This window comes from Saccharopolyspora sp. NPDC003752, assembly GCF_053605825.1.
Genome location: NZ_JBSGJZ010000073.1, coordinates 1 through 22,469 on the forward strand (window position 1 = coordinate 1; position 22,469 = coordinate 22,469).

Consider the following 22,469-nt stretch of genomic DNA (forward strand, 5'->3'; position numbering starts at 1 on the left):
TGCTTTTGGTCGCTGCAGCGACCAAAAGCACTCACGACCCCCTCGCCGTAGCCGAACTGGGCAGCCGGGGACGCCTCCCGGCTGCCGGACGAAGGGAGCGCAAGTGGCCAGAACCTCGCTGGAATCCACCGAGATCGCGAAGCGGCTCGCCCGCCTGTCCGAGGTGGACGAGCACATCGCCCGCACCTACCCGGGCGCGAGCGCGGCCCGCCAGCCGGTGCACACCTGCTACGTGCCGGCGAGCAAGGTCGACGCCGACACGGTGCGGCAGTGGGGACGGGAGGCGCTGGCCGCGCTCGACCGGGACGCCGCCCGGCCCGAGGACCTCGTCGAGATCCTCGGCCTGGACGAGCAGATCGCCCGGGCCGTGCACCCGCGGGTGCGGGCGAAGCTGCAGAACTCGCCGGTCGAGGACCTGCGCATCGACTTCGAGGACGGCTACGGGCGGCCCGGTGACGACGTCGAGGACGCCGACGCCGAGCGGACCGCCGGGGTGGTCGCCGGGTGGCTGCGCGACGGCGTGGAGCCGGCGAACTTCGGCCTGCGGGTGAAGTCCTTCGACACCCCGGAGCTGCGCGCCCGCTCGGTGCGCACGCTGGACGTCTTCCTCACCGCGCTGCTGCAGCAGTGGGGCAGCCTGCCCGCCGGATTCGTGCTCACCTTCCCGAAGGTCGTCGACGTCGCGCAGGTCGAGGTCTTCGTCGAGCTGCTGGAGCTCTTCGAGCAGCAGCTGGGCATGCCGGAGAAGTCGCTGCGCTTCGAGATCCAGGTGGAGACCACGCAGTCCATCGTGGACTCGCACGGTCGCTTCGCGCTGCCGCTGTTCCTGCGGGCGGGCGCTGGCCGGGTCACCGGGCTGCACTTCGGCACCTACGACTACACGGCGAGCTGCGGGCTGACCGCTGCGCACCAGCACCTCGCGCACCGCGCCTGCGACTTCGCGCGGCACGCGATGCAGGTGTCGGCTGCGGGCACCGGGGTGTTCCTGTCCGATGGCTCGACGAACGTGCTGCCGGTCGGAGACCAGGTGCACCACGGCTGGCGCACCCACTACGAACTCACCCGCCGGTCCCTGGAGCACGGCTTCTACCAGGGCTGGGACCTGCACCCGGCGCAGCTGGTGACGCGGTACGCGGCGGTGTTCGCGGCGTTCCGCGACTCGGCTCCGGCGGAGGCGGCGCGGCTGTCGGCGTACGTGTCGGCCAGCGGCAGCGCGGTGCTGGACGAGCCGGCGACCGCGCGAGCGCTGGCGGCGTCCTTCGTGCGAGCGCTGGACAACGGCGCCACCGACGCGGACGAGGTCAAGGAGATGACGGGACTGGCGGAACCGGAGATCCGCAAGCTCGGCCGCCTCTGACATGCCTGGTGAAGGGCATCACTGCGACGCGGTGGTGCCCTTCACCGTTGTCCGACGCCGGCACGCGGGTCCTCCGGCGTGTCGGGTCCCGACACGCCGGACGCTGTGGAGAACTTCCGCAATTTCAATGGAAATCGGACCTTCGATTTCAATGGAAATTGCGGGACACCGGATGCGGTCGGCGCGGGGCCGGCGTCGGCGTCGGCGTCGGCGCCGGGGGTGGGGAGGGGGCGAGGTGGGGGTTGAAAGTCGGTGTTCGGTGTGAGCGGATGGGGGCGGATCGGGCGGCCTGGAGGAGCGTGGTGATGGAGATCAGGGGTGCGGTGCTGCAGGAATGCGGTCGGCCTGGGCCGTGGGAGCGGTCGCGGCCGCTCGCCGTCACCGAACTCGACCTCGACTCGCCCGGGCCGGGCGAGCTGCTCGTGCAGCTGGAGGCCGCCGGAGTCTGCCACTCCGATCTGTCCGTTGTGGACGGAAACCGGGTGCGCCCGGTGCCGATGCTGCTCGGGCACGAGGCCTGCGGCCGGGTCACCGAGGTCGGCGCCGGCGTCACCGATCTCGCCGTCGGGCAGCGCGTCGTCCTGTACTTCGTGCCGCGGTGCGAGGAATGCGACGCGTGCCGCGCGGGTGGGCGGGCGCTGTGCTCGCCGGGCTGGGCCGCCAACGGTGCTGGCACGCTGCTCTCCGGCGCTCGCCGCCTGAAGTGGGACGGCCGCGAGGTGCACCACCACTGCGGCGTTTCCGGGTTCGCCACGCACGCCGTGGTCGACCGCCACTCCGTCGTGCCGGTCGCCGACGACGTGCCGCCGGAGATCGGCGCGCTGCTCGGCTGCGCGGTGCTCACCGGCGGTGGCGCGGTGAAGAACGCCGCCCGCATCGAGCCCGGCGAAGACGTCACGGTGGTGGGCGTCGGCGGTGTCGGCATGGCGGCGGTGCTGGTGGCGCTGGCCTGCGGCGCGGGCAGCGTGACCGTCGTGGATCCCTTGGCGGGCAAGCGGTCTCGCGGCCTCGAACTCGGCGCGACGAAGGCGTTGACGCCGGAGGAGGCCGTCGAATCCGGGCACAAGACCTCGGTGGTCGTGGAGGCGAGCGGCAACGCGAAGGCGTTCGAGACGGCGGTTTCGGTGACCGCGCCCGCCGGGCGGACGGTCTCGGTCGGCTTGGCCTCGCCGGAGGCGCGCAGCAGCATCTCGCCGTTGGCGCTGGTGAGCGAGACCCGCACGATCATCGGCTCGTTCCTCGGTTCCGGCCTGCCCGCGCAGGACATCCCGGAGTACGCGGACCTGTGGCGGGCCGGGAAGCTGCCGGTCGACCAGCTGGTGTCGGGCACCATCGACCTGGACGACATCAACCACGCGATGGACGAGCTCGCCGCCGGGCGGGCCATGCGCCAGGTCATCCGCTTCTGATCCGTTCCGGCTGGCCGTTCGCGCCGAACTCGCACACAGGGCCCGCCGTTCGGCGTCCCCTTCTCGGCGGGCCTGATCGCGTTCGGGCTCGTGGTGGTGCGGGGCGAATCCCGCGGCACGCTCCCGTACGAATAGGCCGCTACGCCGCGGCTTCGGCGACGGTGAGGCTGTCCTCGTAGATGTGGTAGCGGGTGATCAGTCCGTCCTCGCCGGTCAGGTGCAGGGCGAACGGCGTGGTGAAGGCCCGGCCGTTGGCCCTGATGACCTGCGACACCTCGCCGAGCACCACCGCGTGCGGCCCGTCGACGAGGATGTGCCCGATGCGCACCGCGGTTTCCCTGGGGACGAAACCGCCCAGCATCGCGCGGAAGAACTCGGCGACGTCGGCGCGTGTCGTGCAGTGCCGGATCCACGGCACCGCAGGCGATCCGACGATCTTCCAGTCAACGGTCTCGGCGAACATCGCGGCGATGGCGTCGGGGTCGCCGCCGGCCAGGGTCTGCAGGAAGTCGTCGACGGTTTTCCTGAAGGTCATCGCGTTTCTCCTCGGATCGGAACTGCCACGAGTCTCGCGGCGATCCCGCATCGCGTCGATTACCCCGCGGGTAATGGGAGAACTGCGCGGCACGGCGCCGCGGCACCGGCTAGCGTCGGTCCGGTCCGACAGCGTCGCGAGGAGCAGATCATGGAAGAGCAGTCCGCCCGGGGGGACATCCTGGAGACGTTGGCCGAGCGGCTGGGCAAGCGCCAGGTCTTCGGAGAACCCGTGCGGCAGGGCGACACCACCTTGCTGCCGGTCGCCCGCGTCCGCACCGGCGGCGGTCGCCACGGTCGCGACGACGGCGTCGGCATCGGCGTGGATGCCCGGCCGGTCGGCGCGTTCTCGGTCTCCGCCGACGGCAAGGTCGCCTGGCACCCGGCCGTCAACGTCAACAAGATCGTCTGGGGTGGCCAGCTGGCGCTCGCCGCCGTCATCGTCTCCTTCGCGATCGCCTTCCGCCGCAAGCGCTGACCCGCGGTCAGGACTTCGAGGCTCCGGCGGCGAAAGCCGGTGCCAGCTGCTCGAAGGCCCGGTCGATCGACTTCATCCGGTTCGCGTCGCCGCGCACCCACTCCCGGGAAGCGGTGTCGAGCGCCGCTGTCGCCGCGTTGGTCAGCAGATCCGCGGTGAACGCGTCGAGCCCGGATCGTTCGCGCAGGACATCGGCGACGTCCTGGCGCCACTGTTCCCGCTTCTGGTGCAGCCGGGCGCGCAGCGACTGCGTCGTTTCGATCAGCCGGAGGCTGGTCGCGTCGCGCTGCGAGGAGTGGATCTTCTCCGCCCAGCGGCGCAGCACGTGGTGCAGGCATGCCCACGGCGGCTGGTCGGCGGGCCGGGCGCGCAGGTCTTCGACGACCTGTTCGCCGAGCGCGTCGATCCCGCCGAAGACGGCGTCCTCCTTTGACGGGAAGTACCGGAAGAAGCTGCGCTTCGTCAGCCCGGCGGCCCGGGCTATCTCGTCCACGGTCGTCTCGTCGAAGCCGTGCTCGACGAACATCTCCAGGGCCAGCTCGGCGAGTTCCGTGCGGACCGCACGCCGCGCCCGCGCCCGCAGCCCATCGGTGCCACTCGCGCTGTTCACGCACCCTAGTCTACTTTGTGTCACCAGGTGTCAAACACGACATCGAGTGACATGGGAGGCGAGAAGTGGCGACGATGAGCGGCAAGACGGTGCTCGTGACCGGTAGCACCGGTGGGATCGGCAAGGAGACGGCGCGCGGCCTCGCGCGGCTGGGGGCTGACGTGATCCTGGTGGGGCGCGACGCGGATCGAGCCGAAGCGGCGGTCGCGGAGCTCCGGCGCGACACCGGCAATCCCGGCGTCGAGGCGCTGATAGCCGATGTGACCAGGCAGGACGACCTGCGTCGCCTGGCGGAGCAGGTGCGGGCTCGCGACGGCGGCCTGCACGTGCTGATCAACAACGCCGGGGTCGCCAAGGAGGGCCGGGAGCTGACCGCGGACGGCGTCGAGGTGGCGTTCGCGGCCAACGTCCTGGCCCCGTTCGTGCTCACCCATCTCCTGCTGCCCGAGCTCCGGCGCGCCGGTCGCGGGCGGGTCATCAACATCGCCGGCGGGGTGCCGCGCGGCCGGATCGACCTGGACAACCTGCAAGGCGAGAAGTCCTACGTGGGGCTCGCGTTCTACAACCAGACCAAGCTCGCGCTGATGGCGATGAGCCGCGCCTTCGCCGAACACCTGCGGGAGCCCGGGATCACGATCAACGTCGCGTATCCCGGACACGCCTACACGTCCATGAACAAGAACCTGACGACGAGCGCGTATCCGTTGGTGGCGCGGCCGTTGGTGCCGCTGCTGAGGATCCTCATGCCGGTCGTCTACGGCGGTGCGGCGGTCGGGAAAGCGGCCACCTCCAGCATTCGCCTGGCGTCCGATCCGGGGCTCGCCGACGTGCACGGCGTCTACTTCGACAGCAAGGCCCGGCGGACCCCGTGGCCGGCGAGCGTCCGCGACCGGCGCAACCGGGATGCGATCTGGGCGCTGTGCCGGGAGCTCGGCCGGATCGAGGGCTGATTCAGCGGCCGTCTTCGCGGTCGGCCGCAGCCAGGATCGTGTCGAGCAGGCCGGGGAACCTGGCTTCGAGGTCGTCGTGGCGCAGCGACAGCAGGTTCTCCCGGCCGGACGGCTGCTGCCAGATCACGCCGCTGTCCCGCAGCACCCGCCAATGCCTGGTCAGGGTCGACTTCGACACGCCTTCGACGATGCTTCCGCAGCTCTGCTCGCCGCCGGTGGCGAGCGCGCGGACGATGGTCATCCGCAGCGGGTTGGCCAGCGCGGAGAGGACGTCCTGCAGCTGGATCTGGTCGCGGTCCGGATGCGTGTCGATCACCTCGTCGAGTCTACGCAAAAGTACGCGTGTACGTGAACAGACTTCCGCTCGATTGTTGACGCATACGTGAACTGTTCACTAATGTGCGTACAGTCGATCAAGATCAATCGAATGGAAGGCCCGACATGTCCGCGCTCTCGACATCGCCACCCGACACCGGTCGCAGCCTGGGGTGGAGCCTGGCGCTGCTGGCCTTGGCGCAGCTGATCTTCTCGCTGGACCTGAACATCGTGTTCGTCGCGCTCCCGGAGATCGGCGCCGAACTGGGCTTCCCGAACCAGACCCAGCAATGGGTGGTCGGCGCCTACGCGGTGTTCGCCGGCGGCTTCCTGCTGCTCGGCGGCCGGGCGGCCGACCTGTTCGGCCGCCGCCGGATGTTCGTCGCGGCCCTCGCCGTCTACGCGGCCTCGTCGCTGGCCGGCGGGCTGGCGACCGGCCCCGGGCTGATCATCGCCGCGCGCATGGTGCAGGGCATCGGCGGCGCGATGCTACTGCCGTCGACGCTCTCGCTGATCAACACGCTGTTCGAGGAAGGACCGCGGCGGAACCGGGCACTCGCGGTGTGGGGTGGGGCGGGCGCCAGCGGGCTCACCGTGGGCGCCCTGCTGGGCGGCGTCCTGACCGAGTTCTTCGGCTGGCCGGCGGTTTTCTACGTGAACGTGCCGTTGGCCGGGCTGGTCGCGGCCGCCGCGCTGGCCGTCATTCCGCGCGATGCGGCCGCGCAGCGCGGACGGCGCTTCGACGTGCCAGGTGCGCTGACGGTCACCGGCGGCGCCACGCTGCTCGTGTACGCGCTCGTGCAAGGAGCCGAAGTGGGTTGGGGTGCAACGGATGTAGTCGTGGCTGCGGCGCTCGCGGTGGTACTGCTCATCGCGTTCGCGTTCATCGAGGTGCGCAGCGCGGATCCGCTGATGCCGCCGCGCCTGCTGCGCAACCGGAGCCTCGTCGTCGGTGTCACCGCCACGTTCGTCTACATGGGCACGTTCGGTGCGCTGCCGTACTTCCTCACGATCCTCTTCCAGCAGGTGCACGGATTCAGCGCGCTGCAGACCGGGCTCGGATTCCTGCTGCCGGCACTGGCGATCGCCGCCGGAACGCAGCTCGGCGAGCGCGCCGCCACCCGGTTCGGCACCCGTGCCACGCTCGTGGCGGGCGGAGTCATCGGAGTGGTCGGGACGGTGGTCCTGGCCGTCGGCTTCCAGGACGGCGCGGGCTACCTCGTCGCGGTTCCCGGGCTGCTGGTCTCCGGCATCGGGCAGGGGATCACCTGGACCGCGATGTGGATCGCGGCCGGATCCGGCGTCGCCGCAGGGGAACAGGGCGTCGCGTCCGGCATGGCTTCGACGACGCTGAACCTGGGCAACGCCATCGGCATCGCCGGGCTGACCGCCGTCGCCTACGCCGGGCATGCCGCCGAGCCCGCTGTGCTGGCCGACGGCGGGCGGCTCGCGGTGCTGCTCGCGGCGGTGGGGATGGTGCTCGGGGTGCTGCTCGCGTTCGCCTTGCCGCGCAAGGAGATCCGGTAGCTCAGGTGTCGATGGTCTCCGGGTTCATGCCGGACCAGGCGATCAGGCGGTCCGCGACCTCTCCCACCGTCGGACGGGACTTCGGGTCCGGGTCGAGGCAGGCGTCGACGGTGCGGGACAGCGCCGCGGGCAGGCGGCGGTGGGTGCGCAGCGGCGCGGCAGTGTTGTGCCGCTGCGGGTAGTAGCGGGTGCCGTCGTCGTTGCGCTCGCCGGAGGAAACCTCCGCCCACGGCGTGGTGCCGGAAAGGGCCTCGTACAACGTGATGCCGAGGCCCCAGGTGTCCGCCGCCGGCGTCATCTCGCCGCCGGCCGCCTGCTCCGGGGAGAGGTAGTCGAACGTCCCGGCCGAGCTGTGCTCGCCGATCCGGCAGGCGAGGCTGAGGTCGAGCAGCACCGCCCGGCCGCCGACCTCGACCACGTTCGACGGCTTCACGTCGATGTGCACCCAGCCGCGGCGGTGCAGGTAGCCGAGCACCGAGCACAGCTGGATGCCCAGCACCGCGGTGTCGATCGGCCGCAGCCGCCCGAGCTCCTCGATCAGGAAGCCCAGCGTGTGCCCCGGCAGCGTCTCGGTGATCACCACCGGCCGCGCCGGCTCGTCGGCCTGCGCGATCTCGTAGCCGCGCACCAGGTGCGGATGCGTGAACTGGGTCAGCAGCACGCCTTCGTTGCGCAGCCAGCCGATCGCGCGCTCGTCCGCGGCGCGCTCCGGCCGGACGGTCTTGGCGATGCAGCGGCAGGACCGCTCCTCGCTCCACACGTCGTAGACGTCCAGCCGGCTGCCGCGGCGCAGGTGCCCGACCACCCGGTAGCCGGGGGCGAGCACGTCACCCGGCGCGAGCGGCGGTCCCGGCGGTCCCCAGTCCTGGTCGGGTTCGCCGTAGTAGTAGGAGCTCAACGAATCGATCAGCACCGAACCGAGCCGATTGCGCGGCGTCAGCTGTGGCTGCGACGGCGGTAGTGGCCGTGGCTGCTGCTGCTCGAGTGGTGGCGGCGGCGGTGCCCGCTGCTGCTGTCGTACCGGCGGCGGTGCCCACCGCTGCTCGAATGCCTGCGGCGGTGCCCGCCGCTGCTGGAGTGGCCGTGCGAATGGTGCTTCGCCGGCGACACCATCTTGAACAGCTTCGAAAGGTCCATCGGCCCAGCTCCCGCATCGATCGGTGCCCGCGCGGTCGCGCGGCCCTTTGATCATTGTTCCTGGATTTCGGGGCGCGGTCGAGGAGTTTTGTACCTTTCGCGAATTCGGCCCAATGGCGGGCTCGTCGGCGGCGATGGCCAGTGGTATGACCATCGCCGCCGACGAGCGGTCATCGCCTGGTCACAGCGGCTGCTGGACCGCCGCGGCGGCATCGACGACGCCGTAGCCGTAAACCGGGTTGAAGACACCGCGCAGCCCCACCAGCGGCGTGCGGGCGGTGGTCATCAGCGCCTTCTCGATGCCGTCGGCGTCGCGGCCCTGCGCGCCGAGCAGCGCCGCGACACCCGCGACCTGCGGGGCCGCCATGGAGGTTCCGGCGAAGGAGTCGTAGTCGGCCTGCCCGCACTTCGCCGAACCGGCACCGCGCGGCACCGTCGACCAGATGTCCGCGTCGCAGCCCTGCTTGGACTTGCCGCCCGGCGCGGACACGGCCCTGGTGTCCAGCTTGAGGGCGAGGTTGGAGTACGTGGAGTGGAGTTCGTCGGCGTCCGTCGCGGCGACGCACAGCGCGCCGGACTCCCAGGCCGGGGTGTCGCACAGCGGAGCGGTTTCGTTGCCCGCCGAGGCGACCACGACCACACCCTTCTCGCGAGCGTAGGCGATGGCGTCCTTCGTCTCGTTGGCCAGCCCGAGCAGCGTCAGCAGCTGCGTGCCGGGCTGCGCGCCGAGGCTGAGGTTCACGACGTTCGCGCCGTGGTCGGCGGCGTAGCGGACGCCCGCGCCGATGTCGGCGAACGTGCCGGAACCGTTCTCCAGCGCCTTGATCGGCATGATCCGCGCGTCCGGGGCGACGCCGGCGATCCCGATGCCGTTCCCGGCGACCGCCGCGGCGATGCCCGCGACGTGGGTGCCGTGCACGTCGGTCGGCTGGCCCACGCCGTCCACGCCCAGCCAGTCACCGTTGCCGCACGGCGCCGGCCGGTCGCCGCAGCCGGCGAAGGTCGCGCCCGGCACCAGCCTCGGCGCCAGGTCGGGGTGGCCGAGGTCGACGCCGGTGTCCACCACGGCGATGACCTGGCCCGCGCCGGTGCTGGTGGCCCACGCCTCGGGGGCCCGCAGCTGGGCGAGTCCCCACTGCTTCTCGCCGAGCGGGTCCACCGCGGACTGCCCGCTCGCGGCCGCCTGGGTCGCGAGGACCGATAAACCGACCAATCCGGCGGTGATCAGGGCCCGCATCCGCATCGAGATCTCCCAACTTCGGCAGGAATTTCGCCGGATCAACGAGCCTCGTCGGGAGCCGGTGCGCGGGTCGGGGCAGAAGCGGCCGTTCGCCGCGCCAAGTTCGGACGCCCGGCCCAACGCCGACGCCGGAAATGCGTTCCCCGCGCTGGATTTCCGGTTCGGCCCGGACGGGTGGGTTGCCCGGCTGCGGGCCGTACCGGGGTCCGGGGTTCCGCAATTTCCATTGAGCGTTTTTCATCTTGGTCGTTCCGCAGCCGCGGGTCGTAAAGCTGCACGTCGATGGGGTGTCGCATGCGCCGCAGGCGCATAGCCCACCTACGACGCCGGCACCGCCGCGGGTTCTCAGAGGTTTCCTGGCGAGGACGGCCCCTCCGCCGTGTATTGGGCATACATCAGGAGGGGCACCCACAGTCCAGGGAGCCTCTGAGGTTCCGCTACCCGCACCGCCACGCAAAACGAGGTTGGAAAGACCTCATTGAAATCGAACCTTCGATTTCAATGGAAAATGCGGACGACCTGGGGAGACCTGCGGAGGAGGAGTCCTGCGAACGGGAAGGGCGTCCTTCGCCGGTGCAGCCGGTGAAGGACGCCCTCGGGTGGGGTTGTTACCTGGTGGATTCGGATTCCTGCGCGGACGCCCGCGGTTCCGGAACGGCGTCCAGGCGACCGGCGTCGGCCTCGTCGCGGTGGTACTCCCCGGGGGCCGTGCCGACCACCGCGACCGTGTCACCGCCCACCGTCGGCTCCGCCTCCGCGGGCCGCTTCCGCCAGGCGTTGAACAGCAGGTTCAGCAGCAGGGCCGCGATGCAGCCGGTGCTGATGCCGGAGTCGAGCACGGTGCGCAGCGCGGCCGGGAAGTGCTCGTAGAAGTGCGGCGCGACGACCGGGACCATGCCGATGCCCAGCGATCCCGCCACGATCAGCGAGTTGAACGGGTCGCCCAGGTCGGACTTGCCGAGCGTCCGGATGCCGCTGGTGGTCACCGAACCGAACAGCACCAGCGCGGCGCCGCCCAGCACCGGCTGCGGGACCAGCGAGACGACCGCGCCGACCACCGGGAACAGGCCCAGCAGCACCAGCACACCACCGGCGGTGGCGACCACGTACCGGCTGCGGACCCGGGTCAGCGCCACCAGGCCGATGTTCTGCGCGAAGGCGCTGCAGGTGAAGCCGCCGAAGATGGCGCTGATCGCGCTGCCGGCGCCGTCGGCGCGCAGGCCGGCGGCGATGGTCTTCTCGTCCGCGGGCCGGTCCACGATCTCGCCGAGCGCGATCATGTCCGCGGTGGTCTCCATCATCGCCACCAGCATCACGATGCAGATCGAGATGGTCGCGGTGATGTTGAAGGTCGGGGTGCCCAGCGCGAACGGGGTCGGGAAGTTGAACAGCGGCGCCGACTCGAAGGTCTCGGTGTCGATCAGCCCGACCGGCCAGGCGATCAGGGTGCCGGCCACCAGGCCGAGCAGCAGCGCGATCCGGTTCCAGAAGCCCTTGAGGAAGCGGTTGAACAGCAGCACCAGCGCGAACGTCACCGCGCCGAGCGCGATCTTCTCCGGCGCCGCGTAGTCGGGCGCCTCGGCGTTGTTGCCCGCGATCCACTTGATTCCCACCGGCATCAGGGACAGGCCGATGAGCGTGATCACGGTGCCGTTGACCACCGGCGGGAAGAACCGCACCAGCCGGGAGAAGTAGGGGGCGATCACGAAGGCCAGCACGCCGGCGATCAGCACCGAGCCGTAGATCACCGACAGCGGATTTCCCTGGCCCTGCTGCGCGACGATGGCCAGCATCGGCGCGACGGAGCCGAACGTGACGCCGTTGACGAACGGCAGCCGGGCACCGATCTTCCACACGCCCAGCGACTGCAACATGGTGGCCAGGCCCGCGGTGAACAGGCTCGCGCCGATCAGCAGGGTCATCTCCAGCGGCGCCAGGCCCATGGCCTCGCCGATGATCAGCGGCGGCGCCACCACGCCGGCGTACATCGCGGCGATGTGCTGGATGCCGAACGCCAGCAGACGCGCCGGCGGCATTACCTCGTCCACCGGGTGGACATCGGTGGGTTTTCCGTTCCTGGTGCCGCGGTTGCGACGGGTCTTGAAGAGGGCCATAGGGGACTCCTGGGCCGCAGGGGCTGGTCAGATCAAGTCACTATCAGCGCCGGGTTTGTTCGCTGTTTCTCTTCATTGCCGGGAAATCAACCTTCGATCCACAATGGACCGATGGTTCTCGGGCGACTGCCGGGCGCCCGGAGCTCGGGTAGCAGAAGGGGCCACCAGGGAATCTCCGGTGGCCCCAACTGCAGGATCAACGGTGATCCTCGATTGCCGGTTCTCCTCGCGCGTGGGGGAGGCCCGGCGGTCGAAAACTGCGAGAACTGCGGTGAACGATCAGAACTGCGGCAGGCTGTACCAGGCCTGCGGTGCTTCTTCGACGTCGTCGCGGGTGACGACGCCTTCGATCAGGCCGTACGGCCGGTCCGCGGCGAAGAACACCTCGTTGTTGTTCTCCAGCCCGCAGTAATCCAGGTCGACCAGGAAGTGGTGCTTGTTCGGCAGCGACAGCCGGACCTCGGCCACCTCCGGGTGCTTCTCCATCGCGGCCTTGCCCATCTCGTACAGGCTCTGCTGCAGCGCCAGGCTGTGCGTGGTGGCGAAGGCCTCCAGCATCGTCGCCCGGATCGACTCGAAGCTCTTGCCCCAGTCCACGTCGGTGTGGAGGTAGCGCCAGCGGGCGGTCACCGCGGTGGCCAGGATCCGGTCGTTGGTCTCGGCCAGCGTCGTGTACTTGTCCTTGGGGTAGCCCCAGAACTCCGAGCCGGTGGACTTGAGGACGATCAGGTCCTTCAGCCCGGACACCACGTGCGCCTGGTCGCCGTCGATGGTGACCGCCGTGGTGCGCTTCTCGTCGCCTGCGCGGGTGAAGGAGTGGTCGTGGCCGGTGCCGCCGACCGGGATCCGCTCCCAGCTGTACTCGTCGATGAGGATGCGCGCGCCGGTGATGCCGTCGGCCGTGCCCACGAAGTGCCGGCCGAGCCGCAGCGCGAAGTCCTCGATCTCGCCGATCGGCGCTTCCTTGGCGAAGGCGTAGACCGTGTTCTTCTGCGTGTCGGTCGGCAGGCAGTTGCTGTTGTCGCCGGTGAGGTGCACGTCATCGAGGTCGCCGCGCAGCGAGGAGCTGACGTTGAGGTCCTTGATGGTGTGCCGCGCGTTGTCCCGGTTCACCGAGACGATGCGGACCTCGGCCTTGCCGTACTGGTTGGGGCCCATGACGATGCCCATGCGGTGATCAGCTCCCTCGGTAGGTGGAATAGGCGAACGGGCTCAGCAGCAGCGGGACGTGGTAGTGCTGCGCGGGGTCGGCGATCCGGAAGGTGATCTGCACCTGCGGGTAGAAGGTCGCGACGCCCTGGCGGTCGAAGTACTCGCCGGTCTCGAAGGTGAGCCGGTAGTCCCCGGCCTCCAGCCGGTCCGGGCCCAGGTCCTTGATCCGGCCGTCGTCGTCGGTCCGGCCGGCGGCGATCGCGGTCCAGTCGGCGCCCTTGGCGGCCTCCAGCCGGATCGCGACCCCGGCGGCGGGGGCGCCCCGCGCGGCGTCGAGCACGTGGGTGGTGACGGCACTCATCCTTCGATCACCTTTGCCAATCTCAGACGTGCGATCTTGCGGAGTTCGTCGGCGACGATCCGCAGCTCTGCTCCGGGCTCGTTGTCCAGTCGCGAGTGCAGGATCTCCAGCAGCTCCGCGCCGCTGCGACCGGCGGCGCAGACCAGGTACACGTGCCCGAACCGCTGTTCGTAGGCCTCGTTGCCCTCGCGCAGCGCGCGGGCCAGCTCGGCGTCGCCGCCGTCGACCCCGGACTGCTCGTTGCGGGAGAACTTGGCCGAGGTGTCCTCGCCGGTGACGCGCTCGCCGATTCGGGGGTGTGCGGCGAGCGCGCCGTCGATCTCCTCGGGGGTCAGCTCCGGCGCGGCGGCGTCGGCGGCCTGGTAGACGGCGTCCACGTCGGCGAACGGGCGCCGGTCGGCGATGTCGGCGGCCCAGCGGGGGATGTCCAGGCAGGCGAGGAGCCGCTGGACGAGTTCCGCTCGGGGTAGGCCGTTCAGCCGGTCCGTTTCGGTCGTTGTTGACATCGCAAACTCTCACAGGATGTGCGGCCCCGAAGAGGTTTTCGGGATTGGCGGAGGCGGCGGACGAGAGTCCGAGCATGCCTGGGCTGTGCTGCGGTTGCCGGTCACGAGCTCCGGTGCGGCAAAAGCTACGACCGTGCTCCGCCAAGTGTCAACACTTTGTTGAAAAATCCTGGTCGCGCGTTGTGCGCTTGGCACAAATCCGGGCGAACCGCACAACGGCTGGGGACGTCCGCCGATGCCTCGGCGGAGGGGTGCGGGAACTGCGGTGGCCCGTGTGCGTTTTGTGTCGCCATGGCAGCAAGAAGTGCGCACGGGTCTGACCAGCGAGAACGGGCGCTTCGAGGTGCTGCCCGGGTCAGCTCCGGTTGGCCTGCTCGCGGTTGAGGTAGTTGTAGACCGTGAAGCGGCTGACGCCGAGCGCCTTGGCCACCGTCTCGACGGATTTGCGCAGGGTGAACGCGCCGCGCTCCTCCAGCAGCCGGACGGCGCGCTGCTTGTCCGGGCGCGGCAGGTCGGGCAGGCGCCCGCCGAGCTCGCCCTCGACGTCCCGGATCATCCGGTCGAGGGCGCTGGTCAGCTCCTGGCCGGGCAGTCGGACCGCGACCGCCGGCTCGCCCTCCCAGTACAGGACGATGTCGCCGGGTTCGCGCTCGTCCGCGGGCACGGCGGTGCCGCCGATGTGCTCCAGCAGCGGAGCGAGCGCGTTGGCGAGCGGATGCACGCCGACCAGCCTAAACCCGGTCGTCGTCGGCATCGCCGACGGTCACCTGCAGGGTGATCCGGTTCGCACCGGTGCTCAGCACGGTTTCCATCACGGCGGCGAGCGCGGGCAGCAGCTGCTCGCGCTCGCCGCTGATCGAGGTGCCCAGCGGGCCGAATTCGGGCTCCAGCCCGGCGGCGAGCAGGCAGTCTCGGGCGGCCACGGCGTGGGCCGGCGGCTCGCCCTCCCCTTCGAAGGGCTCGGTCGTGAACTCAGCTCGCAAGATCATTGGTGTGACCTCCCGGTTGAACCGTATCCGCCCAGGTGGGGCCGCCGCGCGGGACTGGCTCTCCGCGGCTTCTGCGCTGGTGGGGCGGCCGTGGGTGACCGATGGGTAACCGGGGGTGGGGCGTTGACCGCCGACTCCCTTGTCGCTAATCTATCGTTGTACGAAATAAGACTTCCGCATAACGAAACTTCTCCCGAGGGGGGTGCCGATGAATCCGAACCGCTACGACGTCAACCTCTCGCTCCTGTTCACCGAACTGGACGTGCTGGACCGTCCCGCCGCGGCGAAGGCCGCCGGATTCGACAAGGTGGAGTTCTGGTGGCCGTTCCCGGTCGCGGTGCCCACCGACCGCGAGGTGGATCGGTTCGTCCAGGCGATCTCCGACGCCGGGGTTTCGCTGGTGGGCCTGAACTTCTTCGCCGGTGACATGCCCGCGGGGGATCGCGGCGTGCTGTCGAACCCGGACCGCGCCGGCGAATTCGCCGACAACGTCGACGTCGCGGTCGGCATCGGCGAGCGGCTGGGCTGCCGGGCCTTCAACGCCCTGTACGGCAACCGGATCGACGGGGTCGAGGCGGCGGCGCAGGACGACGTGGCCGCCGAGAGCCTGGTGCGCGCGGCGAAGGGCACCGAGCGCATCGGCGGCGTGGTGCTGATCGAGCCGGTCAGCGGCACGCCCGCGTACCCGCTGAAGACCGCCGCCGACGCGCTCGCGGTGATCGACCGCGTGCACGCCCAAGGCGTCGACAACCTGCGGCTGCTGTTCGACCTCTACCACCTGACGGTCAACGGCGACGACCCGGACGCGGTGATCGACCAGCACGCGAACGCCATCGGGCACGTGCAGATCGCCGACGCGCCGGGCCGCAACGAGCCGGGCACCGGCGAGATCGACTTCGAGCACTACTTCGACGAGCTCGACGCGGCGGGCTACACCGGCCACATCGGACTGGAGTACAAGCCGAGCGGCGCCAGCGCCGACAGCTTCGGCTGGATCAAGCGCTGAGCGCCGGTTCTCACCGGAACCAGCGCTCACGATCGGCGACAACCACGGAGGTACCACAACCATGAGCAAGGTCGGATTCATCGGGCTGGGCATCATGGGCGGCCCGATGGCGGCCAACCTGGTCAAGGCCGGCCACGAGGTCACCGGCTACAACCGCAGCCAGGCCAAGGTCGACCAGTTGGTCGCCGACGGCGGCAAGGCCGCGGCGAGCGTGGCCGAGGCCGTCCGCGACGCCGAGATCATCTTCACCATGCTGCCGGACTCGCCGGACGTCGAGGCCGTGGTGCTCGGCGAGGACGGCGTGCTGGCCAACGCCAAGCAGGGCGCGCTGCTCATCGACTGCAGCACGATCCGTCCCGACGTGTCGCGCCGCGTTGCCGAAGCCGCCGCCGAGAAGGGCGTGCGGGCGATCGACGCGCCGGTCAGCGGCGGCGAGCCGAAGGCGATCGACGGCACGCTGTCGATCATGGTCGGTGGCGAGGCGGATGCCTTCGCCGCGGCCGAGGGTGCGCTGGGCGCGGTCGGCACCACGATCGTCCACGTTGGACCCGCCGGAGCCGGGCAGACCGTCAAGGCGGCCAACCAGCTCATCGTCGCGGGCAACATCGGGCTGGTAGCCGAGGCCCTGGTGTTCCTGGAGGCGCACGGCGTCGACACCGAGGCGGGGCTGAAGGTGCTCGGCGGCGGGCTCGCCGGCAGCACCGTGCTCGACGCCAAGGGCGCGAAGATGCGCAACCGCGAGTTCGCCCCGGGCTTCCGGCTCGAACTGCACCACAAGGACATGGGCATCGTGCAGGCCGCCGCGCGCGACGCGGGCCTGTCGATCCCGATCGGTTCGCTGGTGAGCCAGCTCGTCGCCGCGGCCGTCGCGCAGGGCGACGGCAAGCTCGACCACTCCGGTCTGCTCAAGCAGATCACGCAGCTCAACGGTCGCGACTGAGACCGCGGTGTCGCGCGGGGAGTTCCTCGTCTCCTGCGGCCACGGCCCCGCGCGACACCGCCACCCCATCCTCAGGTCCGCAATTTCAATGAGGTTTTTCCAGCCTCGTTTTGGGTGGCGGTGCGGGTGGCGGAACCTCAGAGGCTCCCTGGTCTGTGGGTGCCCTGACTTATGTATGTCCAATACACGGCGTCAGGGCCGTCCTCGCCAGGAAGCCTCTGAGAACCCGCGGCGGTGCCAGTGTCGTAGGTGGGCTATGCGCCTGCGGCGCATGCGACACCTCATCGACGTGCAGCTTTGCGGGCCGCGGTTGCGGGCCGACCAGGATGAAAAAGACTCAATGGAAATCAGAGGTTCGATTTCCATTGAAATTGCGGAAGAACTCGCCCGGCCGGGCGATCTCGAAGCAAGACGGTCACGGGTCAGCGGTTCCAGCGCCGCCAAGCAACCAAAACCACTGACCCGTTCCCAACAAGGTGCGCGTCGAAGCGCGGCACCCGAGAGGAAGTCTTACACCATGCCCAAAGTTCCTGTCATGCAGGCCGTCGTCGACGTGCTGAAGTCCGAGGGCGTCGACATCACCTTCGGCTGCCCCGGCGCGGCGATCCTCCCGCTGTACGCGGCGATGGAGGACAGCGGCATCAAGCACCTGATCGTCCGCCACGAGGAGGGCGCGACCCACATGGCCGACGGCTGGGCGCGCACCAACGGCAACGTCGGGGTCGCCATCGGCACCTCCGGCCCGGCGGGCACCAACATGATCACCGGCCTCTACACCGCGCAGGCGGACTCGATCCCGATCCTGTGCATCACCGGCCAGGCGGTGTCCACCAAGCTGCACCAGGAGGCGTTCCAGGCGGTCGACATCGTCGACATCGCCAAGCCCGTGACGAAGTGGGCGGTGCAGGTCAAGGAGGCCGCGCAGGCGCCGTGGATCTTTCGCGAGGCGTTCCGCATCGCGCGATCCGGCCGCCCCGGCCCGGTGCTGATCGACCTGCCGCTGGACGTGCAGAAGCAGGAGATCGAGTGGGACCCGGCGCTGGACGCCCCGCTGCCGATCCCGGCCGTCGAGCCGCACCTGCCGCGGGTCGAGCGCGCGCTCGACCTGCTGCTGGAGGCCGACCGGCCGCTGATCCTCGCCGGTGGCGGTGTCATCCTCGGTGACGCCCACGAGCAGGTCCGCGAACTGGCCGAGCTGCTCGGCGTCCCGGTGCAGATCACGCTGATGGGCAAGGGTTCCTTCCCGGAGGACCACGAGCTGTTCGCCGGCATGACCGGTATCCAGACCAGCCAGCGCTACGGCAACCAGTCGTTCCTGGAGGCCGACCTGGTCCTGGCGCTGGGCGCCCGCTTCGGCGACCGGCACACCGGCGCCCTGGACACCTACCGCGGTGAGCGCAAGTTCATCCACGTCGACATCGAGCCCACCCAGATCGGCAAGGTCTTCGGGCCGGACCTGGGCATCGTCTCGGACACCCGGCTGTTCCTGGACGCGCTGATCGATGCCGCGCGCAAGCGCAACGCGGAGAAGGACTACTCCGAGTGGGTCTCCCGGGTCGGCGTGCTCAAGCAGACCCTGACCCGGCCGGACGACTACGACACCGTGCCGATCAAGGCGCCGCGCGTGTACCGGGAGATCAACCAGATCTTCCCGCCGGAGGCGTACTTCGTCACCGCGATCGGCCTGTACCAGATCTGGGGCGGGCAGTTCCAGACCGCGCACCTGCCGCGGCACTACCAGGTGTGCGGCCAGGCCGGGCCGCTCGGCTGGGAGATCCCGGCGGCGATCGGCGTGAAGTCCGCCGAGCCGGACGCCGAGGTCGTCGCGGTGGTCGGTGACTACGGCTTCCAGTTCCTGGTCGAGGAGCTGGCGGTGGCCGCCCAGTACAACGTCCCGTTCGTGATCATCATGCTGAACAACGAGTACCTGGGCCTGATCCGCCAGGCAGAGGGCGACGCGTTCGGCATGAAGACCGAGGTGGACATCCACTACGACGAGTACGGCACGGACAACGTCAAGATCATGGAGGCCTACGGCTGCTCCGGCCGCCGGGTGTTCGAGCCCGGCGACCTGGCCGACACGATCGAGTGGGCCCGCAAGGAGGCTGTCGCCACCAGCCGCCCGGTCCTGGTCGAGGTGATGATCGAGCGGGAGGCCAACACCGCTCGGGGCATCCGCATCGACGCCATGATCGAGCCGGAGCCGGTGCCCAACGCGTGATGGTCCTCGGGGTGCGGAGGCCGGCCGACGCGTACGGGAACCGCGTCGGTTGGTCCTGTCACACACTCCCGCACCCCAGGCGGGGCTTCAGGGCAGCCCTGCGCGAGGTGCGCTCGCCGGCGACGCGCGGTGGCGTGGTCGGCGAGCGTGCCCCGCATTTCCCACGGACGGGGTCCTCGGGTGGAATACCCGTAAGACCCCTTGGTGTCCTCCGCCGGGCTCGTGCCGGGCGTCCCGGCGGAGGATGCCGCCCTAGCGATCGGAGTTGGTTGTGCCAGGACCCGTCCTCATCGCGCCGGACAAGTTCAAGGGTTCGCTGACGGCGCCGCAAGTCGCCGAGGCGGTGGCCGCCGGGCTGCGCCGGGTACGCCCCGACGCGCAGGTGCGCTTGGCGCCGGTGGCCGACGGCGGGGACGGCACCGTGCAGGCCGCGCTGGCCAGCGGATACGCGCCGATTCCGGTGCGGGTCGCGGGCCCGGTCGGCGAGCCGGTGGACACCGAGATCGCGATCAGCGGCGACACCGCCGTGGTCGAGCTGGCCTCGGCCTCCGGGCTGGCGCTGCTCGACCCGGAAGAGCTCGCCCCGCTGGCGGCCTCCAGCGAAGGCACCGGCGAGGCGATCCTGATGGCTTTGGACGCGGGAGCGCGGACCGTGGTGCTCGGCGTCGGTGGCAGTGCGAGCACCGACGGCGGCGCCGGAATGCTCACCGTCCTGGGGGCGCGGGTCTTGGACGCTGCGGATAACCCGTTGCCCCCAGGCGGTGGACCACTGGGCCGAGTGGCCACAGTGGACCTGTCCGGCCTGGACCCCAGGCTGGCCGAAACCGAATTCATCCTCGCGTCCGATGTGGACAACCCGCTGCTCGGCGAGCGCGGTGCGGCGCACGTGTACGGGCCGCAGAAGGGTGCGGACCCGGAGCAGGTCCGCTTCCTGGACGAGGCGCTGGGCAACTGGTCGCGCGCGGTGCTGGCCGCGGGCGGCCGCGACGTCGCCGAGCAGCCGGGTGCCGGGGCGGCCGGCGGAGTCGGCTACGGCGCGCTCGCGGTGCTGGGCGCGCGGATGCGGCCGGGCGTGGACGTGATCCTGGAGCTGATCGACTTCGACCGGCAGCTCGAGGGCGCGGGCCTGGTGATCATCGGCGAGGGCGCCATCGACGAGCAGACCCTGCACGGCAAGGGCCCGGCCGGAGTCGCCGCCCGAGCCCGCGAAGCGGGCGTGCCGGTGGTGGCGATCGCGGGACGCTGCGACCTGACGCCGGAGCGCCTCCGCGAAGCGGGCGTCGAAGCGGTGTACGCGCTGACCGACATCGAGCCGGACCCGCAGCGCTGCATCCGCGAAGCGGCGACGCTCCTGGTCGACCTCGGCGAACGCCTCGCCCAGGACCACCTGTAGGAGCCCTTCCACCAGGTCAGGGCCCGTGCGTACTTTCTGCTGCTATAGCAACCAAAAGTACGCACGGGCCCTGACCAGTCGTAACAGCGGCGTGCGGGGGTGCTAGGCCTCGAAGAGGAGGCGGAGGGCCGTGTCCCTGTTGTGGTGGATGTGGCGGATCGCCTCGGCCGACGCTCGTTCCGGGTCGCCGGAGGCGATCGCCTCGTAGAGGTTCGTGTGCTCCAGGCACAGCTCTTCGGGGTCGTCGACCTGCCGGAACAGCCAGTGCAGGCGGCCCTGGAGCGGGTCCAGCATGCCCGCCAGCAGGTGGTGGTCCGCCAGCCGCACGATCTCGTCGTGGAAGTCCCCGTTCGCCTTGCCCACGGCCTGCAGGTCGCCGCCCTGCAACGCCTTGTCCGCCCGGGCGAGGTGCCGCTGCAGCGCCCGCAGGCCGCGCGCGTCGGCCTTGCTCGCCGCCAGCCGGCACGCCAGGCTCTCCAGCGCTTCGCGCACGTCGAAGAGCTCTTCGACGTCGCGGCGCTCCAGGCGCCGCACGATGACGCCGCGCCGCGCGACGTCTTCGACGAACCCCTCGACCCGCAGCGTGCGCAGCGCTTCGCGCACCGGCACCCGAGAGACAGCCAGCTCTGCGGCGAGCTCGCGCTCGACGATCCGGTCGCCGGGAGCGAACCGGCCGTCGATGATGCGGTTGCGGATCTCCTCGCAGACCTGGTCGCGCAGCGGCCGGTCGCGGGAACCCAACGGGACCGGCTGGGCCACGTCCGCTCCTTTCCCCTCAGCACTAGCCCAAAGCGTAGTCAGTCGCCTCCCCGGGCGTGATCCGCAGTTTCAATTGAAACTGCCAACACGCCGGAGTGGTGGGGTGCAGTTTCAATTGAAACTGCACCTCCACCCGTCACGGACCGGTGGGGTTCGGTGAATCCTTGCGCATTTGCCGCTCCTCGCGATCGTTCGGTTAGAGTGAGTGGTGGGCGCCGGGATTGTTACGCTCACGACGTCAGCAGGGCCCTGACCTCGGCCGCCGCGGTCTCGATGGCCTGGATGTCCGCCGGGCGCCAGTCGCGCTCCGCGAGGCCGTGCACCGACAGCCAGCCCGCCATGGCGCCGTCGACCTCGACCGGGGCGAGCATCTGGGCCTGCACGCCGTAGGTCTCGATCAGCGCCTGCGGCGGCTGCGGGTCCGCCCGGAAGTGCGGCTGCACCAGCGTGCGGCGGTGTTCTTCCAGCCACTGCACGGTGTTCAGCTTCCGCTGGTCCAGGCCCGGGTCGTGCTGGATCGCGCGCACCCCGGGCCCGGTGTCCTCCGCCGCGGCGAGGTCGACGCCGAGCCGCTGGGACGGCAGGTCGAGCCGCATCGTCGTCCGGTCGGCGCCGGTCGCCTCCCGCAGCGAGGTGCAGATCCGCTTCAGCGCCGCGCGCGTCGAGCCCGAGAGCAGCACGCTGCCGCGGTCGATCGGAACAGCGGCGCCGAGCACGTCCAGCGCCTTCCACAGCGTCGCGGAAACGCTGTCCAGCACCGGGATTCCGGCCTTCGCCTCCAGTTCGGCCGCGACGAACGCGCCGCGGAGGTTCGTGCACACCAGCGACACGGCGTGCACATCGGCGGCGGCTGCTTCGATCATCGAGGCCAACCGCTGCTCGGGGACGGAGCCGAAGCTGAAGTTGTCGGTGATGTCGAGCCGCTCGTCGTTGACGACCTCGATGCCTTCCGCGGCGTAGGTTTCGGCGATCTTCGCGGTGACGTCGCCGGTGTACGGCGTGACCAGGCCGAGCCGCGTGACGCCGAAGGCGCGGAAGGAGTCCAGCAGCGCCAGGGTCGACGTGGTGGCCGGCACCCCGCACGCCTCCGAGATCGCCGCGCTGACCTGCCGGTCGTAGTCGAGCCCGAGCCACGAGCCCGCGGTCCCGTTCCACACCACCACGTCCACGGCGGCGTCCCGGAGCAGCTCGGCGGCGGCCGACATCCGCTCCAGCGAGAACTGGCTGTTCTCCTTGTCGGAAAGGGAGATCGCGGTGACCGGCAACCTGCTGAAGTGGACGCTGACGTCCTCGACGCCGGACAGCAGCCGGTAGGTGACGGGTTCCAGCACGGTGTTGGACGACGGCGTCAGCATTCCGATGCGTGGCATGTCATTCCTAATCAGTTCTGGGAGTGAGCCATCCGGCAAACTCCTGGTTGGTAGCCGGCCGGCAGGTGAGCACTGTGTTGTCCTGGACGTGTGAGTCCTGA

General features: G+C 70.3%; 23 protein-coding genes. 9 read left to right on the forward strand and 14 right to left on the reverse strand.

Annotation, left to right across the window (positions count from 1 at the left end):
• Positions 1–103 precede the first annotated feature (103 nt).
• A complete protein-coding gene (locus tag ACWEV3_RS42690; protein WP_452619383.1) occupies positions 104–1,357 on the forward strand; it encodes a DUF6986 family protein in 1,254 nt (417 codons plus the stop codon).
• 305 nt (positions 1,358–1,662) lie between these two features.
• On the forward strand, positions 1,663–2,766 hold the full coding sequence (locus ACWEV3_RS42695; RefSeq protein ID WP_397531824.1) for an alcohol dehydrogenase catalytic domain-containing protein: 1,104 nt from the start codon (positions 1,663–1,665) through the stop codon (positions 2,764–2,766).
• Positions 2,767–2,905: 139 nt separating this feature from the next.
• On the opposite strand, the gene ACWEV3_RS42700 is transcribed toward ACWEV3_RS42695, so the two are convergent.
• Entirely contained in the window at positions 2,906–3,301 is a 396-nt protein-coding gene (locus tag ACWEV3_RS42700) for a nuclear transport factor 2 family protein (protein ID WP_452619384.1), read from the reverse strand.
• A gap of 150 nt (positions 3,302–3,451) precedes the next feature.
• Between ACWEV3_RS42700 and ACWEV3_RS42705 the strand changes: the two genes are divergently transcribed.
• The gene (locus tag ACWEV3_RS42705; protein WP_452619385.1) at positions 3,452–3,778 is read left to right on the forward strand and encodes a hypothetical protein; all 327 of its coding nucleotides are present in this window, start codon (positions 3,452–3,454) and stop codon (positions 3,776–3,778) included.
• 7 nt (positions 3,779–3,785) lie between these two features.
• On the opposite strand, the gene ACWEV3_RS42710 is transcribed toward ACWEV3_RS42705, so the two are convergent.
• Entirely contained in the window at positions 3,786–4,388 is a 603-nt protein-coding gene (locus ACWEV3_RS42710; RefSeq protein WP_452619386.1) for a TetR family transcriptional regulator, read from the reverse strand.
• Between the two features lie 74 nt (positions 4,389–4,462).
• Between ACWEV3_RS42710 and ACWEV3_RS42715 the strand changes: the two genes are divergently transcribed.
• A complete protein-coding gene (locus tag ACWEV3_RS42715) occupies positions 4,463–5,338 on the forward strand; it encodes an SDR family NAD(P)-dependent oxidoreductase (RefSeq protein WP_452619387.1) in 876 nt (291 codons plus the stop codon).
• Between the two features lies 1 nt (position 5,339).
• Here ACWEV3_RS42715 and ACWEV3_RS42720 read toward each other — a convergent pair whose 3' ends face one another.
• Positions 5,340–5,654: an ArsR/SmtB family transcription factor gene (locus ACWEV3_RS42720; protein ID WP_132491672.1), complete on the reverse strand. Its 315-nt coding sequence runs from the start codon at positions 5,652–5,654 to the stop codon at positions 5,340–5,342.
• A 125-nt stretch (positions 5,655–5,779) separates the two neighbouring features.
• Between ACWEV3_RS42720 and ACWEV3_RS42725 the strand changes: the two genes are divergently transcribed.
• The gene (locus ACWEV3_RS42725) at positions 5,780–7,180 is read left to right on the forward strand and encodes an MFS transporter (RefSeq protein WP_452619388.1); all 1,401 of its coding nucleotides are present in this window, start codon (positions 5,780–5,782) and stop codon (positions 7,178–7,180) included.
• Position 7,181: 1 nt separating this feature from the next.
• Here the strand turns inward: ACWEV3_RS42725 and ACWEV3_RS42730 are convergent, their stop codons facing one another.
• The 9 genes from ACWEV3_RS42730 to ACWEV3_RS42770 all read right to left on the reverse strand — a co-directional run bounded on the left by ACWEV3_RS42730 (position 7,182) and on the right by ACWEV3_RS42770 (position 14,679).
• The gene (locus tag ACWEV3_RS42730; RefSeq protein WP_452619389.1) at positions 7,182–8,093 is read right to left on the reverse strand and encodes a serine/threonine-protein kinase; all 912 of its coding nucleotides are present in this window, start codon (positions 8,091–8,093) and stop codon (positions 7,182–7,184) included.
• A 23-nt stretch (positions 8,094–8,116) separates the two neighbouring features.
• Entirely contained in the window at positions 8,117–8,317 is a 201-nt protein-coding gene (locus ACWEV3_RS42735; RefSeq protein WP_452619390.1) for a hypothetical protein, read from the reverse strand.
• A 181-nt stretch (positions 8,318–8,498) separates the two neighbouring features.
• On the reverse strand, positions 8,499–9,560 hold the full coding sequence (locus tag ACWEV3_RS42740) for a S8 family serine peptidase (RefSeq protein WP_452619391.1): 1,062 nt from the start codon (positions 9,558–9,560) through the stop codon (positions 8,499–8,501).
• Between the two features lie 605 nt (positions 9,561–10,165).
• Positions 10,166–11,671 (reverse strand): nucleobase:cation symporter-2 family protein, encoded by a 1,506-nt coding sequence (locus tag ACWEV3_RS42745; RefSeq protein ID WP_452619392.1) that lies wholly within the window; start codon positions 11,669–11,671, stop codon positions 10,166–10,168.
• A gap of 279 nt (positions 11,672–11,950) precedes the next feature.
• Complete coding sequence (gene pucL, locus ACWEV3_RS42750; protein WP_452619393.1) at positions 11,951–12,841, reverse strand: factor-independent urate hydroxylase; 891 nt, start codon at positions 12,839–12,841, stop codon at positions 11,951–11,953.
• Positions 12,842–12,848: 7 nt separating this feature from the next.
• Complete coding sequence (gene uraH, locus ACWEV3_RS42755; RefSeq protein WP_452619394.1) at positions 12,849–13,184, reverse strand: hydroxyisourate hydrolase; 336 nt, start codon at positions 13,182–13,184, stop codon at positions 12,849–12,851.
• Positions 13,181–13,690 carry a 2-oxo-4-hydroxy-4-carboxy-5-ureidoimidazoline decarboxylase gene (uraD, locus tag ACWEV3_RS42760; protein WP_452619395.1) on the reverse strand — a complete coding sequence of 170 codons (510 nt, stop codon included), beginning with the start codon at positions 13,688–13,690 and terminating at the stop codon, positions 13,181–13,183. Before uraD ends, uraH begins: the two co-directional genes overlap by 4 nt.
• A 355-nt stretch (positions 13,691–14,045) precedes the next feature.
• Positions 14,046–14,444, reverse strand: a complete 399-nt coding sequence (locus ACWEV3_RS42765) for a helix-turn-helix domain-containing protein (protein WP_452619396.1) — start codon at positions 14,442–14,444, stop codon at positions 14,046–14,048.
• Positions 14,422–14,679: a thiamine-binding protein gene (locus ACWEV3_RS42770; protein WP_132491684.1), complete on the reverse strand. Its 258-nt coding sequence runs from the start codon at positions 14,677–14,679 to the stop codon at positions 14,422–14,424. The genes ACWEV3_RS42765 and ACWEV3_RS42770 overlap by 23 nt, the downstream gene beginning before the upstream one ends.
• A gap of 208 nt (positions 14,680–14,887) precedes the next feature.
• Here ACWEV3_RS42770 and ACWEV3_RS42775 point away from each other — a divergent pair, with 208 nt between their 5' ends.
• From ACWEV3_RS42775 to ACWEV3_RS42790, 4 genes are all read left to right on the forward strand, one after another.
• On the forward strand, positions 14,888–15,685 hold the full coding sequence (locus ACWEV3_RS42775) for a hydroxypyruvate isomerase family protein (protein WP_452619397.1): 798 nt from the start codon (positions 14,888–14,890) through the stop codon (positions 15,683–15,685).
• 61 nt (positions 15,686–15,746) lie between these two features.
• A complete protein-coding gene (locus ACWEV3_RS42780; protein WP_452619398.1) occupies positions 15,747–16,625 on the forward strand; it encodes a 2-hydroxy-3-oxopropionate reductase in 879 nt (292 codons plus the stop codon).
• Between the two features lie 517 nt (positions 16,626–17,142).
• Positions 17,143–18,846, forward strand: a complete 1,704-nt coding sequence (gene gcl, locus ACWEV3_RS42785; RefSeq protein WP_452619399.1) for a glyoxylate carboligase — start codon at positions 17,143–17,145, stop codon at positions 18,844–18,846.
• Between the two features lie 265 nt (positions 18,847–19,111).
• Complete coding sequence (locus ACWEV3_RS42790) at positions 19,112–20,239, forward strand: glycerate kinase (RefSeq protein WP_452619400.1); 1,128 nt, start codon at positions 19,112–19,114, stop codon at positions 20,237–20,239.
• A 102-nt stretch (positions 20,240–20,341) separates the two neighbouring features.
• Here ACWEV3_RS42790 and ACWEV3_RS42795 read toward each other — a convergent pair whose 3' ends face one another.
• Positions 20,342–20,998: a GntR family transcriptional regulator gene (locus ACWEV3_RS42795; protein WP_452619401.1), complete on the reverse strand. Its 657-nt coding sequence runs from the start codon at positions 20,996–20,998 to the stop codon at positions 20,342–20,344.
• A 230-nt stretch (positions 20,999–21,228) separates the two neighbouring features.
• The gene (locus tag ACWEV3_RS42800) at positions 21,229–22,368 is read right to left on the reverse strand and encodes an aspartate racemase/maleate isomerase family protein (protein WP_452619402.1); all 1,140 of its coding nucleotides are present in this window, start codon (positions 22,366–22,368) and stop codon (positions 21,229–21,231) included.
• Between the last annotated feature and the right edge of the window lie 101 nt (positions 22,369–22,469).